This is a genomic window from Halobacteriovorax sp., from assembly GCF_041587335.1.
GTDB lineage: Bacteria > Bdellovibrionota > Bacteriovoracia > Bacteriovoracales > Bacteriovoracaceae > Halobacteriovorax.
In genome coordinates, this window is record NZ_JBFGYP010000007.1 from 1 (window position 1) to 14325 (window position 14325).

Annotated in this window: 10 protein-coding genes; 2 read left to right on the top strand and 8 right to left on the bottom strand. The window is 35.1% G+C overall.

Going from position 1 to position 14325, the window contains the following annotated elements:
* The 4 genes from pnp to ABX784_RS02140 form a co-directional block, all read right to left on the bottom strand.
* A partial coding sequence (gene pnp / locus ABX784_RS02125) for a polyribonucleotide nucleotidyltransferase (RefSeq protein WP_372652013.1) occupies positions 1-1823 on the bottom strand: 1823 nt, incomplete at its 3' end.
* 216 nt (positions 1824-2039) lie between these two features.
* Positions 2040-2318 carry a 30S ribosomal protein S15 gene (gene rpsO / locus ABX784_RS02130; RefSeq protein ID WP_372652015.1) on the bottom strand — a complete coding sequence of 93 codons (279 nt, stop codon included), beginning with the start codon at positions 2316-2318 and terminating at the stop codon, positions 2040-2042.
* Between the two features lie 80 nt (positions 2319-2398).
* Positions 2399-3433 (bottom strand): RNA polymerase factor sigma-32, encoded by a 1035-nt coding sequence (locus ABX784_RS02135; protein ID WP_372652017.1) that lies wholly within the window; start codon positions 3431-3433, stop codon positions 2399-2401.
* A gap of 37 nt (positions 3434-3470) precedes the next feature.
* A complete protein-coding gene (locus ABX784_RS02140; RefSeq protein ID WP_372652019.1) occupies positions 3471-5162 on the bottom strand; it encodes a hypothetical protein in 1692 nt (563 codons plus the stop codon).
* A gap of 62 nt (positions 5163-5224) precedes the next feature.
* On the opposite strand from ABX784_RS02140, the gene ABX784_RS02145 reads away from it, so the two are divergent.
* Entirely contained in the window at positions 5225-6643 is a 1419-nt protein-coding gene (locus ABX784_RS02145; RefSeq protein ID WP_372652020.1) for a tetratricopeptide repeat protein, read from the top strand.
* On the opposite strand, the gene ABX784_RS02150 is transcribed toward ABX784_RS02145, so the two are convergent.
* The 4 genes from ABX784_RS02150 to ABX784_RS02165 all read right to left on the bottom strand — a co-directional run bounded on the left by ABX784_RS02150 (position 6640) and on the right by ABX784_RS02165 (position 13299).
* On the bottom strand, positions 6640-8478 hold the full coding sequence (locus ABX784_RS02150; RefSeq protein ID WP_372652023.1) for a FecR domain-containing protein: 1839 nt from the start codon (positions 8476-8478) through the stop codon (positions 6640-6642). The genes ABX784_RS02145 and ABX784_RS02150 overlap by 4 nt on opposite strands.
* Positions 8479-8548: 70 nt before the next feature.
* The gene (locus tag ABX784_RS02155; protein WP_372652025.1) at positions 8549-10066 is read right to left on the bottom strand and encodes a SpoVR family protein; all 1518 of its coding nucleotides are present in this window, start codon (positions 10064-10066) and stop codon (positions 8549-8551) included.
* The gene (locus ABX784_RS02160; protein ID WP_372652027.1) at positions 10066-11181 is read right to left on the bottom strand and encodes a DUF444 family protein; all 1116 of its coding nucleotides are present in this window, start codon (positions 11179-11181) and stop codon (positions 10066-10068) included. Before ABX784_RS02160 ends, ABX784_RS02155 begins: the two co-directional genes overlap by 1 nt.
* 54 nt (positions 11182-11235) lie before the next feature.
* Entirely contained in the window at positions 11236-13299 is a 2064-nt protein-coding gene (locus ABX784_RS02165; RefSeq protein ID WP_372652029.1) for a PrkA family serine protein kinase, read from the bottom strand.
* A 231-nt stretch (positions 13300-13530) separates the two neighbouring features.
* Between ABX784_RS02165 and ABX784_RS02170 the strand changes: the two genes are divergently transcribed.
* A complete protein-coding gene (locus tag ABX784_RS02170; RefSeq protein WP_372652031.1) occupies positions 13531-14274 on the top strand; it encodes a Stp1/IreP family PP2C-type Ser/Thr phosphatase in 744 nt (247 codons plus the stop codon).
* Positions 14275-14325 lie beyond the last annotated feature (51 nt).

Sequence of the window (14325 nt, forward strand, 5' to 3'; positions counted from 1 at the left end):
ACACCAAGAACTTTAACAAGCCCTTCTTCTGTAATTTCAACAGTTACATCAAAGTCTTCTTGAAGCTTCTTAATGTTTTTCCCACCTGGACCAATTAGAGCACCAATTTTGTCTGTAGGAATATTTGTTGTAACAATTCTTGGAACACCGTCTTTGAACTCAGCTCTCTTAGTTGAAATAGTTTTCGCCATCTCACCAAGGATATGAAGTCTACCTTCTTTCGCTTGCTCAATTGATTTCTCAACGATCTCACGAGTAAGACCAGTAATTTTAATATCCATCTGAATTGCAGTAATACCATCAGCAGTACCTGCAACTTTAAAGTCCATATCACCAAGGTGATCTTCGTCACCAAGAATATCTGTAAGAACTTTAAATCTTTCACCATCAGTAATAAGTCCCATCGCAATACCTGCAACTGGGTTAGTGATAGGTACACCAGCATCCATAAGTGCCATTGAAGCAGAACATACAGAACCCATTGAAGAAGAACCGTTTGATTCCATAACTTCACAAACGATTCTTGTAGTGTATGCAAAATCTTCTTGAGAAGGCATTACAGCTTTAACAGCTCTTTCTGCTAGATTACCGTGACCAAGTTCACGACGTCCAACACCTCTAACACCTCTTGCTTCACCTACTGAGTAAGGAGGGAAGTTATAGTGAAGGTAGAATTTTTGGAAGTTAGTTCCTCTAATAGAGTCTTCCATTTTCTCACCGTGTTTACCACCAATAGTAACAGCGGCCATTACTTGAGTTTCACCTCTAGTAAATAGTGAAGAACCGTGAACACTAGAAAGAATGTTAGCTTCAGTTTCGATCTCTCTAACCTGATCCATTCCTCTTCCAGCGATACGCTTTTCTTCATCAAGAATATCTGCTCTCATCATTTCATAAAGAAGTTCATCAACACCTTTATAAGCTTCTTTACCAAAGCTGTCAGAATCAGTTAATCCAAATGCTTCTGGAGATGCTGCCATTGCAGCTTTAACTTCACCTTCAAGTTTTCTAGTAGCAGCTTGTCTTTCCATTTTATCATCAGTAGAGATACAAGCTCTAGCAGCAGAAGCGAAGTCGCTTCTCATTTTTGCCATCATAGTTTCATTCGCAGCTGAAGAGATGAATTCTCTCTTAGGCTTACCAATTTCACTTCTAACTTGCTCTAATAATTTTACGTATTCTTTAATGTGATCATGACCAAAGTAGATTGCTTCAAGAACATCTTTCTCTGGAACAACTTGCGCCTCACCTTCAACCATAAGAATTGCGTCTGCAGAAGCAGCAACAACGATCTCTAGGTCAGAGTTTTCCCACTCTGATTGGCTTGGGTTAAGAACTAGCTTCCCGTCAATTCTACCAACTTTACAAGTTCCAATTGGCCCAGCAAATGGGATATCAGAAATTGTTAGAGCTGCAGATGCACCTAGTGCTGCTAGAACTTCAGCATCACCATCTTCACCGTATGAAAGAACTGTACAAGAAACAACAGTGTCAAACATATATCCTGAAGGAAATAGTGGTCTTAGTGGTCTATCAATTAGACGTGCATTTAAAGTTTCAGAAGTTGCTGGTCTACCTTCTCTTTTTAAGAATCCACCAACAAATTTTCCAGCCGCGTAGAACTTCTCAGTGTACTCTACTAAAAGTGGAAAAAAGTCTTGCCCATCTTTTACTTGGTGAGCTGAACAAACAGTAACAAGAACCTGAGTTCCGTTACAAGATACAAGTACAGATCCATCTGCTTGCTTTGCAAGACGACCTGTTTCAATAGTGACTTCTTTGCCACCATAGTTTAACGAATAAAGTTTCTTTTCGTTTAACATAATTTCTCCTTACCAATTAACGCTTGTTAACTAGCTTATTAATGTGAAGGATTTCAATAAAGAGGGAATTTAAAAGATATTTCAAATAATGATTCTTCAATGTAGCGCCAATATTTCAAATATCCTCTAACTTCCTTGCGCTTTATTTCCATCCAGGGTTTTCTATATTTTAAGCCTAAAAAAAGAAAAGGGGAACAATTAGTTCCCCTTTTTTAATTACTTTCTTAGACCAAGCTTTTTAATTAGCGATTGGTACTGCTCAGGCTTCTTAGCAAGTACATACTTAAGAAGGGCCTTTCTTTGACCAATCATCTTCAGAAGACCACGGTTTGAGTGGTAATCATGAATATGTTTCCCAAAGTGATCTTTAAGACCATTAATATTGTGAGTAAGTAGTGCAACTTGTACAGCAGCATTACCTGAATCTTTCTCACCTTTTCCAAATTCAGTTCCGAATTCAGCAACAATGTTTCTTTTTTGTTCTGTAGTAAGCATATTATCTCCAAATCACCTAAAACCAAGTAGCAATGTTATTATTGAAACCGAGTTGAAGGATATAAACTTATTGGCGCAATTTATCTGATAAACTCGGACATGTAAACCTTTAAATTCTTTAGAAGCCGCTCCTCTATTTGACGAATACGCTCTCTTGACACACCGTATTCATCAGCAATATTTTGAAGAGAAGGAGGAACCTCGCTAAGTAGCCGTTTTTTAAAGATATCTCTATCTCTTTCCTTTAGACCTGATACAAAATCTTTCAGATTATCCTGTAAAAGTTCTAAACCTTGAGCATCAGCAATTTTTTCAGATATATCATCTTGATCTTTGTCTTCAAGAATATCCGAAAGTACTCCGGATCCAGTATCATGACCAAGTGGCGTTTCAAGACTGACTTCACCACCTGAGCTTGAAAGTCTTGAGTCCATTAAGGCGACTGCTTTCTCAGAAACGCCAAGGTTTTCAGATATTAATTTATGATCAGGCTCAATACCTTGCTTTGCTAGCTTATCTTTTTCTTTTAATAGGTTATAGAAGAGTTTCTTCTGCTCGTTAGTAGTTCCTATTTTTACTAAGCGGAAGTTATCTAAGATATATTTTAAAATATATGACTTAATCCACCAGCTTGCATAATAAGACAGTTTCGCTCCCTTATCTGGATCGTACTTTGACACCGCCTTCATTAAACCGATATTTCCCTCTTGAATTAGGTCCATGACATTTTGAAAAGAGCTTCTATATTCCATAGCTATCTTTACAACTAGTCTGAGGTTAGCCGCGACAAGTTGTTTCGCAACTTCAATATCACCAGTCTCAAATAATCTACGTGTCAGCTCTTTCTCTTCTTCAATGGTAAGAAGGTCATATTTTGCAATTTCTTTTAAATAAACGGTAAGGGGATCGCCTACCTTAGAGTCGTACCTAACGAGATCTTTGCCAACGTCAAGAATTGGCAAGTAGTCTTCCTTTAACTCTTCAGAAGAGTTTGAAAGAGATATCTCAATATCTTCAAGTGTACTCTTTTCAGACTCACTGAGTAAGTCCTCAGTACTCAGAACTTCAACAGTTGATTGAGGATCTTTAATGTCATTCTTATTTTTCTTAGTCATATAACTACTATTCAAGTTTTGGGAGAGATTAACACAATTACTCTTCCTCTTCCATAGTATTTAGCTTAAATAACTTTTCGCTTTGCCTAGCTTTTTTCTGGTTTTGCTCGACATTATATTCATATCTTAGATATTTTAAAGCATAAGGTGCGAAATTAATAAGAACAGGTATATCAACCATCCCCGACTCATCGTCATCAAAGTAATTGCCTCTATACCTAGAAATCTGCTCTAAGATTTCATTTCTTACAATCACATCTAATTCACCGTCCCATGGAGGATAAGGGAATTTTGATCTAATGTTGTTAACTATTGGTTCAATGCGAAGTTTCATTTTATAAAAAAGTTCATCTTTTCTTTTCTTATTCCTAGGGTCTAAATTTACCCACTCGTTTCTGGCCCAACGAAGAAATTTTCTTGAAAATTTAATATCAAATGTTGTTGATAGCTTGCCAACAATCTGATTTGTCCTATCTAACTCTCCTAAGTTCACATCAAAGACAACTTTGAACTCAGGTAAGTAATTTTTAAAGTAAAGAGATCTATCAACGAGCTCTATAGTTAAAGGTTCTTCAAAGTAAACTTCTCCTTTAAACTTATCGACCTGATTCTTTGCCCAATCATCCCAAGTTTTGTCTACACTTGCCCTTAAGAACTCTTTACCAAGAGAATAGTTATTACTTCTAAGAAATAAAGAAGGGACACCAGTTTGAAGAGCAAGAAATTGAGATATCAGAATATTTTCTTCGTCGAAAGTCATCTTCTTTATTATTTTTGAAATTTTAGGGGCCTGTCCCTTTATTTGATACTCGTAATCTCTGACCTCTTTACAATAAAGTCTGGAAAGATCATCGCTTAATGACTTATGGCCAACTGAAGTTGGGAACTTCTTAATGAACTCTGCTGCATTCGTCTTTCTACAAATCAGACCTTCACATAAGACCTGCGCTGTTTTTTGATTCTTAGCTTTATACACGTCTCGAGAGTTCTTATTCCACTCAAGCTTCTCATTTGAGAGTTGTCTCATTAGAGAAGAATATACAACTGGATTTTTAACAAAAGGAACAAGTAACCTAAGGTTAGACTCATCTCCACCCCAACTACAGAATACTTTAAAAAGGTCTAGCGTCTTTGCAAATTCTCTTTCTCTAACATCATCCATTGTTGCTAAGGAAGATATCTTTTTAGGAAATAGTGAATTATCAGACACGTCAGGTAGCTCAAATGAATTTTCATTATCAAATTTGCTCAAGAAGTTTTTCTTCAGCTGTTTAATACTAATAATACTTAGATTTTTTGAACAGTAATTACCCACTATATTATCAACCATATTGGAGTACTCATCTCTAGAGAATTCAAAGTATTTTGCGTACTGAGGTATTGCTCTGATAGAAATATCTAGTCCTATATACTGAAGAGTAGCAAAAATACTTCTTTTAACTTGCTGTTCTTGCCACGGAGTTGGGTATGAAAGTTGGTAATCTGCTCTACAAGACTTTTGTAGATTACTTCCTTCCTCGTAGTATCCCCTGTAGATCGTTAGATCTCTTTTTTCTGAAATTTTTCCAGGAAGCTCAGCCTTCTTAAGAAATAAATAATCAAAAGGATCAGCAGACTCTTTGGAGTACTTCTCTTCGAAGTTTCCTAAAAGAATACTCTCTAGAGGCACCAATGCCCTAGCTTGAAAGCTAAATGTGAATATAAGAAAAATGATCCATTCCTTGATCATAAAAGCACCTATTTTTGATTTCTACTTAAGATATCGGTTCTTTATCCCGAAATATTAAGTATATGAAAACATTAATATTTCTGACTTTTTTAATCACCCTTTCACACCTAAGCATGGCGCAAAGTACTCCTGCCATAGTAGATGTTTCAAAACTTAAGGAAATTTACGTAGAGTGGGAATTATTGGATGGATTAGAAATAAATGAATTAAATAGAAGAAATACAATTAAAGCAAGAAAGTACAATATAACTGTTCTAAAACGAGTGAAACAACTCATTATTGGCGGAGATGTAAATGCGGCCAAGTATTACTTAAAGAAGCTAGATGATAAGAATAAGGCCATTAAATATATTAAGGCGAGATACTTATCGATAATTAACTTTATTGATGACAACTTTCAAGAGTCACTCGATGCCATCAACAGTGTTAGCTATGACGAGGATATGTTCTATGAGAGGACTTGCTTATTAAAAATCACGAATATGATGGCCCTAAATATTGAAGAAGGACTCTATAAAGAGTTTGATAGATGTAATCGTCTGACACTTAAATACTCTAAAACAGATCACTACTGGCTCAACACTATTTTTAAATTGAAATTTGATAGAGAAGAAAGCTTTAAAGGAACTTCTTTTTCAGATACACAGTACGTTCTTCAAGATCAAGACTTTTTAAGAATATGGCTAAAAACAGGAATATATTTAAATAAAGAATATCTTATTTTAAAATTAATTAAATCGATTCCAGAAAACTACTATAGATCAAAGAGAACAAGAGAACTCATAGGACTACTCTACTTCAGAACTGGGGATGAAGAGAAGGCCATGAGCTTTATTGAAGACATTGAAACTCCAAATTCTGAGAATATGAAAGGTAATTACAACCTAGCCAGAAATAAGTATGAGCTTGCCTTTGGCCATTACAAACTAGCTCTTCAAAAGAAGAAGAATTCATTAAATGCAATTGAAAGATCACTTCCTCTAGTTTGGATTTTAGGACAATGGGAAGAAGGCAATAGACTCTTAGAGCGCCTTATTAAAAAGAATCTTCCAGAAAGAAAGAGACTTTCACTAAGAACACTATTTAAAGTAAGACAAGAAAAGTTTGATCAAACCAAGAAGCTTTTGGATATATTGAATATCATGTATAAAGAAAAGATGCCTTTTGAGCTTAATCAACTCATGTACTACAATGCTCTCAGAACACATGATCAAAAAGAGTTAATCAAATATTCAAACTACGCTTGTAGATCAATGGACGGCCTTGCATGTTGGATATTAATGCAAACGATTTCATGGGAAAATCTTGGTCAAACAATAGAGAGAGATGAAACGGTACAAAATCTTGATGATGATTATTTTCAAAATTTAAAAGTAAAAGCAGAAGTTGAACCTATTCAAGAAATTCCAACAATAGATCAAAGAGATATAGAAGAGCTCGACAGCGAGCTCATCAGAATAACACCTGGTCAGAACAACTAGAGAACAAAGCCAACTTCGATACCTACTTCAAACATCGAGTTATCGTCTGTTGCATTATAATTAGTTGAACTTACTTCATAGCTAGTGTTCTGGCTCTCAACTCCAAACCTCATCCAAGTTCCTCTAGATAACCAGTACCTGAAGCCACCACCAAGAGTTAGAACAGTACTACTATCAACATCAACATCTCTTGCCGTCTTACTAGGAGCAAATGCAAAAGCTGCGCTAAGATCAACATCAAACCTCTTAGACTTTATAATAAAGTACTGTCCACCAAGTTCAATATTAGTAAAAGTAGATTTTTGTAATCTATATGTTGGATCACTAGTACCTACTGTATAGTAATTTTGTCTTAATTTTATCATTGTACTAAAGTTCAATCTCTCTGTTAGGTATCTCTTCATCCCAACGTCCATACCAAATAAGCTTGAACTTCCTTGAGAGAAAACACCCAATTCTTCACCTTGAAACCTAATACTTTTGTAGTGAAAATTTGAGATAGGCTGCCACTTTCCGCCAGAAGAATGATTCCACATGACAGAAAATCCTTTCCCCGTATCCTCTATAACTCTATTTGCAGTACTACTATTTGAGTGGTCTATAGTATTTGAAACAGAAGTTAATTTAATAGCGATTGAGTTTTTAGAAAATATCTCTAGCTGTGAATAGTATTTAACTGGAGCAATTACTTTAGAGTCTCTAATAACAACATCTTTCTCGATAACTTCATTCATCTTCTTAGCTTGAGCAATATTTAACTTAAGTTTCTCAGGTGATACATTATTCTGAACTAAAAATCCTCTTTTAGCGTCTAATACAAGACCCTCAGGGGCAACATACTGTCCAGTCACAGGGTCAATTCCACCAACGTTCTTTGCCAAATAGACATTTTCTTTTTGAGAAAATTCCGACTCAGGAGTAGGCGGAATATATAAACCAGTGGTAATATCGATAAATCCACCAGACTTTTGAGCAAACTTAGAGTTATTCTTGTCGTATATCCCCTCTTTTGGCGCCGTTTGAGGAACAACTTTAAGTCCTTTAGAGGAATCGCTAGAGGTAACAACACTACTTTGAGATGTCTTAACATTTTGAACAAGATCTTCGTTTTTATAAAGTGTATTTAACTGAACTGGAGATATATTAACTGGAAGTGTAGCGTCTTCAACTCCCCCTACTGAACTTGAGAACTGTCCGGCCTTAACAACAACAGTATTATCTGTCTCAAGAGAATTTTCTACAATATCTACAAGTTTATTTTTTAGTCGTATCTTTTGACTTCGACTTAACTTATCAGAAGATAGGGCCTTTGCTCTTTCACTATAAGACTTACCTGAAAGGATCTTATGCTCTCCCTTCTTAATTGCAACTTCACCTTCATAAGTTAGCAGGTTAGTTACATTATTCTCTGGATTATAAATTGTTTGAAATTCAGTTCCTCTGACTCCGAGAGCAGCACTCTTAGTTCTAACTAAGAACTTATGCTTACCTTTTTTGGTCTTCTCAGGAGATACTTTAGACCTTAGCTGCCCTTTAAGTAGAGTAATTATTCCCGCTCCTGACGTATTCATTTTAGTAACAATTAACTTACTGTTTGGCCCAAGTGAAGCTGTTGATCCATCATTAAACTTCACACGAACAAATGAGCCTTTATATGTAACGATAGAAGCATCTTCTGATAATTTGTCATTTACCTTCAAGATATGAGCATTAACATCACCTGGAGATAATACAGAGGCCTTACCTCTTAACTTAGATACTGTGGCAATATGAGTTTTAGCAAATGATGAATGACTTAAAAAAATAAGGACTACAAAGATATACGATTTGATCATTTTAAATGTTCCGAGGAAAAAGTTATTGTAAAACTATTTTCCTCTAAACATGTATTATCGTCAACAGTGATTAGTTCTTTACCGGCTTAAAACTTTCACCATCGTAAGAATATATATATTCTTTATCTTCTGTAACAGTTGCAATATTTACTGGTCTCTTCCAAATATAGAAAATATTCTTCATAGTATCAGCAGCAAAACTCAAGTCTAGATCAACACCTTGGTGAACATGCCTAAGTAAGATTTCGCCTCTATTATTGTAATTACTTGACTCAATCTCTATTAATGGTTGACCAAAGTTTGTCAGTTGTTGAAGAAGCTTTTGCTTAATCGCCTGAAAGTCTCTAGTTTCAATTTCATTTCGTCCAGTTCTAGGATTGTACTTATAAGTAAAAATCTGCTGTCTTTGGCAGAACTCTTCAGTAAAGTATTCATCTAGAAAAGTAATATCGTTATGAGATTTTCTTACTTCAAATATTTTTTCTCTACCAAGTCCTAGCTTTAAATCCCAAGACTCTTTCTTCTTCATATCAGTACACTCTAGATACTCTTTTCCAAACTTACCTGTATCCCAACGGTGCTCGATATCTCTAAAGAGTTCAATTCCTATTTTATAAGGATTGATACTCTTTTGACTCATGGCCATAACACCTGAGTGAACATCTGCAAAATCGATGATTTCAGAAGATTTAAGTGCATTATTAGTCATAATTTTTGAATGCCAGTAACTTGCCCAACCTTCGTTCATTATTTTAGTCATTCTTTGAGGAAGAAAGTAATAGGCCTCTTCTCGAAGACAACCAATTATATCTGACTGCCACTCTTCAATTGGAGCATTTTGCATTAGGAACTTCATAATATCTCGAGTTCCTTTTACATTCTTATCTATTTTCTTAAAATCATACTTATCATTTGGAACGACAACTTCTTCAGCTGATAAATTATCTTTATCTTTTGATTTCATATATGATCTTAAAACTTTTGACCTAACGTCATCGTCATCGTCTTCTCTTAGACCTTCCTCATGAGCAGTTTTTTCAAGTTCTTCTCTACCTCTTACGACTTCAGCTGTTTCGAAAAGAACATTAATATCAAGTAAGTTTTCGAGAGAGTTTACAGCATCAATAAATGCCTCAACTCTATCTTGTCCAAAGCGGTCCATATATTTTCTGATCTTCGTACCATGATTGGCCATAACATCCATCATGCGCTTATCTGTAGTTCTAAACCAAGCATTATTCTTAAAGAAATCAGCGTGTCCATATACATGGGCCATTACAAGCTTTTGATCTACAATTCTATTAGAACTAAGTAAGTAGGCATAGCAAGGATCAGTGTTTATTACTAATTCATAGATTTTTTGAAACCCATAAATATTTCCTTTAGAAAGCTGATCATACTCCATACCAAAGCGCCAATGAGGATATCTTGAAGGGAATCCACCTTGAGCGGCAAGTATACAGATCGTATCGTAATTACAGACTTCGAACACTACAGGATAGTACGTAAGACCATAATCAATTGCATATTGTTCAATCTCTTCTTTTAGACTAAGCAGTTCACCTTGAATAGGCTTTGATCTATTCATTATTTACCCTTTCCTAAGAATTCTTTAATAGAATCAAGTATGGCATCTTTATTTTTAATTTTTGATAAGATTACACCTTCATTGTCAGTGCCATATTTAGTATGAAGGTCTTTATAGAACTGTCCTGAACCATAACGACTCTCAACCTGTCCATAGCAGAAGACATTTGAGTTCGGTAAGATATCTCTATCAAGGATGTCTAAGCAAAGCTTAGTGTCGTCTGTTGACCAGTTATCGCCATCAGAAAAATGGAAAGGATATATATTCCATTCACTAGAGTTGTAGTCAGATTGAATTATTTCTCTACATAGTTTCAAGGCAGATGAAATAAGAGTACCACCACTTTCTCTTGTTTTGAAAAAGACTTCTTCTTCAACTTCCTTAGCTGTAGCATCGTGAATGATGTAGCGAATCTCAATATCTTTATATTGAGACTTAAGCCAAAGGTTAATCCAAAAACTTTCAGTTCTTACGATTTCTTTTTGCTCATCACCCATTGAACCTGAAACGTCCATCATATAAATAACAACAGCAGAATTCTCATATTCAACTGTCGTATTTGAACTTCTATATCGCATATCGCTTTTGATAGGAATAATTACAGGATTCTTACTATCATAAGTTCCAGTAGCAACCTGTCTTTTTAGGGCCTCTCTATAAGATCTTTTATAATGCTTTAGAGAGTCTGGACCAACTGTTCCAATTGATGAGTACTTATTTGTAGTAGACTCTAAACTTTTTTTACCTTTCGGCTCAATATTGGGTAATTCGAGCTCATCCCCTAGTATAGATGCTAACTCTTCAACAGTTAACTCTACCTCAAGTTCTTTATTCCCTTCAGTATCACCAACTTCACCTTGTCCAGGTTTACCATCACCTTGTTGACCATCAACTGGATCACCAGGCTGGCCATCACCTTGTCCAGCTCCACCTTGTTGTTTGTCACCAAACTTAAATCTTGGAGTTTCAATTTGAGGCATAGGAACTTTGAAGACTCCCTTTCCTTTAGGAATAGGCATTTCTCCACCGGAAACATATTTTTTTAAATTATCACGAACACGACCTTTTATGATTTTTCTAAATCGTGCATGATCTCTTTTGACTGGGTGATCCATTAGATCTCCTTTAGGGAGTAAAATGCGAGCACAAATAACGTGCTCGCAGTGATACTATGACTTAGCTGAGTCACCTTTAGCAAAAATACTTGCTACATAGTTAAGTGCATCAGTAGCTGAAATTTCACAATAACCATAGCTCTTAATAAGTCTTGACTTGATAACTTCAATTTTTTCTTGAGTTTCTTTATCCACAACTTTAGAGACAATGCTTGAAAGTTTGATAGAGTCTTTTTGATCTTCAAAAAGCTTCAACTCTAATGCTCTATGAAGTCTTTCATTCATTTTGAAATCGAAAGTTTTACCTTCAATCGCTAAAGCACCGATGTAGTTCATAATCTCACGTCTGAAATCGTCTTTACGAGATTCTGCAATATCGATTTTTTCTTCGATACTTCTCATAAATCTTTCATCAGAGTCTTCTAATTTATTTGTATACTTGTTACGAACTTTCTCTTTTTGAGTATAGGCCTTAACATTATCAATATAGTTAGCACAAAGAGTTTCAATTGCACTTTCATCAAGACAAATTGCTTTTTGAACATCATTTTTTACGATGTCTTCATACTCTTGTCTCGTCACTGCAAGCATTTCTTTGTAATGATCTAGTTGATCAGCACTATTAATTAAGCCGTGATGCTTAAGACCAGATTCAAGTTCATTGAAAACCATAAATGGGTTTAAAGAACCAGTATGACCGTACTTAACAAGTGCATTAGAAAGTTTATCTTGAATGTATCGAGGAGAGATTCCCTCTAGACCTTCTCTAATCGCTTCTTTTCTAAGTTCTTTAACATTTTCTTCATTATAACCTGGAAGAGTTTTCCCATTATATAACTTTAATTTTTGAATCTTAGTTAAATCTGCCTTCTTAGGCTCTTCAAGTCTAGTTAGAACGGCCCACATAGCTGCCATCTCTAGAGTGTGAGGTGCGATATGAACATGAGGAATCTTTTCAGCATTAAAATCTCTTTCATAGATTTTAACTTCATTGCTTAGTCTAGAGATATAAGGAACGTCAATCTTAACAGTCCTATCTCTAAGAGCTTCCATAAATTCATTGTTTTGAAGTTTTCTAAATTCTGGCTCGTTTGTATGTCCAAGAATAACTTCATCGATATCTGTCTGAGCAAATTTCTTTGGCTTAATAGAGTGCTCTTGAGAAGCTCCTAGTAAATCATAAAGAAACGCAACATCAAGCTTCAACATTTCAATAAACTCAACAATACCTCTATTAGAAATATTAAATTCACCATCGAAGTTGAAAGCTCTTGGATCAGAGTCTGAACCATACTGAGCTATTTTTCTATAGTTGATATCACCAGTTAACTCAGTCGAGTCTTGGTTCTTCTCATCTTTTGGCTGGAATGTACCAATACCGATTCTATCTTTTTCAGAAAGAATTAATCTTTTAATTCTTACATGATTGTTCATGACTTTCGTCCAATCACCATCATACTTTGTCATGTAAGCATTTAAAATAAATCTATCAGCTGGATTAACTTCGCCTTTTACATTTACTTTAGCTTCACCATCTTTTCTTCCTTTATTAATCTCTGCAAGAAATTGCTTTCTAACATCTAGAGGAAGTAACTTAAGAGGCTCTTCATGCATTGGAGATGCGAAGTGTTTTTGACCACCAAGGATGTCTGACTCTTCTTCATCGTACCATTCAAAAGTAAATATTCTCCCATCATCTGTCTTAGAATAATGTTCAATACCTTTCTTTAAATTTCTAGAGATTGATGACTTAGCTGATCCAACAGGCCCGTGTAGAAGAAGTACTCTTTTTTCTGTACCGTACCCCGAAGAAGCCGCTTTAAAAAAGTTTACTAGTTTCATTAAGTGGACATCAATTCCAAATACAGCATCCTTACCAGAGTTATCCGGGTCATCAAAGAAGTGATATCTAACAATGTCTTTTTTGTACTCTGTGTAGTTAGACGTACCATAAGACATAATCATGTCATAAACTCTTTGAAATGCATTTCTTGCAATCTTAGGGTCTTCAGTTACTAAGTTTACATAGTCTTGAAAACTTCCCGTCCAATTAAGGTAAGTAAAGTCATCTACTTTGTAATTTTCATTCATGAATTTCGTGATATCAATTTGGGCCATATTCAACTCCCATCCGTAGAAAAATTAAGGGGCCATTTCTTATTAATATTATATCGTTATACTTACTCTAAATGAAAGAAGAATATTTAGTAATTCGGCGAAATTTACACAGTGTTAAACTGACACCATCGCTCAAGTACTCAATGAACATTCTTCTACATCGATAAATATTTGACAAAAATTTGGTCATCATTGAAAATTTAAAAATCTATTTTTATTAAGGAGTTGCACATGGGTCTTATTTCTTCAGGATTGACCGACATTGGACAAAAACGGAAGACAAATCAAGATTCTATTTATCTTAATCCAGAAAAGAACATTTTTATCGTTGCTGATGGTATGGGTGGACACAATGGAGGCGATATTGCATCTCAAATGGCAGTCGACTTAATACCTAATCAATTATTAAAGGCATTAGATCAAGAACCAAAGAAGTCTTTAACTGAATCTGTTATTTTTGCCAACAATGAAATAAAAAAGAAATCTGATCAAGATCAGCTACTACAAGGTATGGGAACAACAATAGTTGGCTTTTACTTTAAAGGTGACACTCTTTATATAGCAAATGTTGGAGACTCAAGAGCGTACTTAATTAATAGAAATAAACTATTTCAACTTTCTAAGGATCATTCTCTAGTACAGGAAAAGCTCAACTTAGGAATATATAACAGAGAACAGGCAGCAAAAGATCCACAGAAAAACGTCTTAGTTAGAACTGTAGGATTCGAGAAAGATGTAGAGGTTGATACTTTTTCATACAAAGTAAGTAAAGGTGATATATTTTTAAGCTGCTCTGATGGGCTTCACGGAAAAGTATCTGACGCTGATATTCTCTATATTATAAATAAGTATATTCCTAATCCTTCAAAAGCAACTCCTGAACTAGTGCAACAAACTGTGACAACATTAGTAGCTCAGGCCAATGCCAATGGTGGTAATGACAATATATCTGTCATCGTTGTTGTCGCTCAATAATACCCTAGTGTTCAAATCAATTTACATGCTGTAATTTTAATCTATAATTTC

Bases quoted from the DNA above. Each gene is read 5' to 3' on its own strand.
- rpsO (WP_372652015.1), bottom strand. From the start codon at position 2,318: ATGCTTACTACAGAACAAAAAAGAAACATTGTTGCTGAATTCGGAACT.
- ABX784_RS02135 (WP_372652017.1), bottom strand. From the start codon at position 3,433: ATGACTAAGAAAAATAAGAATGACATTAAAGATCCTCAATCAACTGTT.
- ABX784_RS02140 (WP_372652019.1), bottom strand. From the start codon at position 5,162: ATGATCAAGGAATGGATCATTTTTCTTATATTCACATTTAGCTTTCAA.
- ABX784_RS02145 (WP_372652020.1), top strand. From the start codon at position 5,225: ATGAAAACATTAATATTTCTGACTTTTTTAATCACCCTTTCACACCTA.
- ABX784_RS02150 (WP_372652023.1), bottom strand. From the start codon at position 8,478: ATGATCAAATCGTATATCTTTGTAGTCCTTATTTTTTTAAGTCATTCA.
- ABX784_RS02155 (WP_372652025.1), bottom strand. From the start codon at position 10,066: ATGAATAGATCAAAGCCTATTCAAGGTGAACTGCTTAGTCTAAAAGAA.
- ABX784_RS02160 (WP_372652027.1), bottom strand. From the start codon at position 11,181: ATGGATCACCCAGTCAAAAGAGATCATGCACGATTTAGAAAAATCATA.
- ABX784_RS02165 (WP_372652029.1), bottom strand. From the start codon at position 13,299: ATGGCCCAAATTGATATCACGAAATTCATGAATGAAAATTACAAAGTA.
- ABX784_RS02170 (WP_372652031.1), top strand. From the start codon at position 13,531: ATGGGTCTTATTTCTTCAGGATTGACCGACATTGGACAAAAACGGAAG.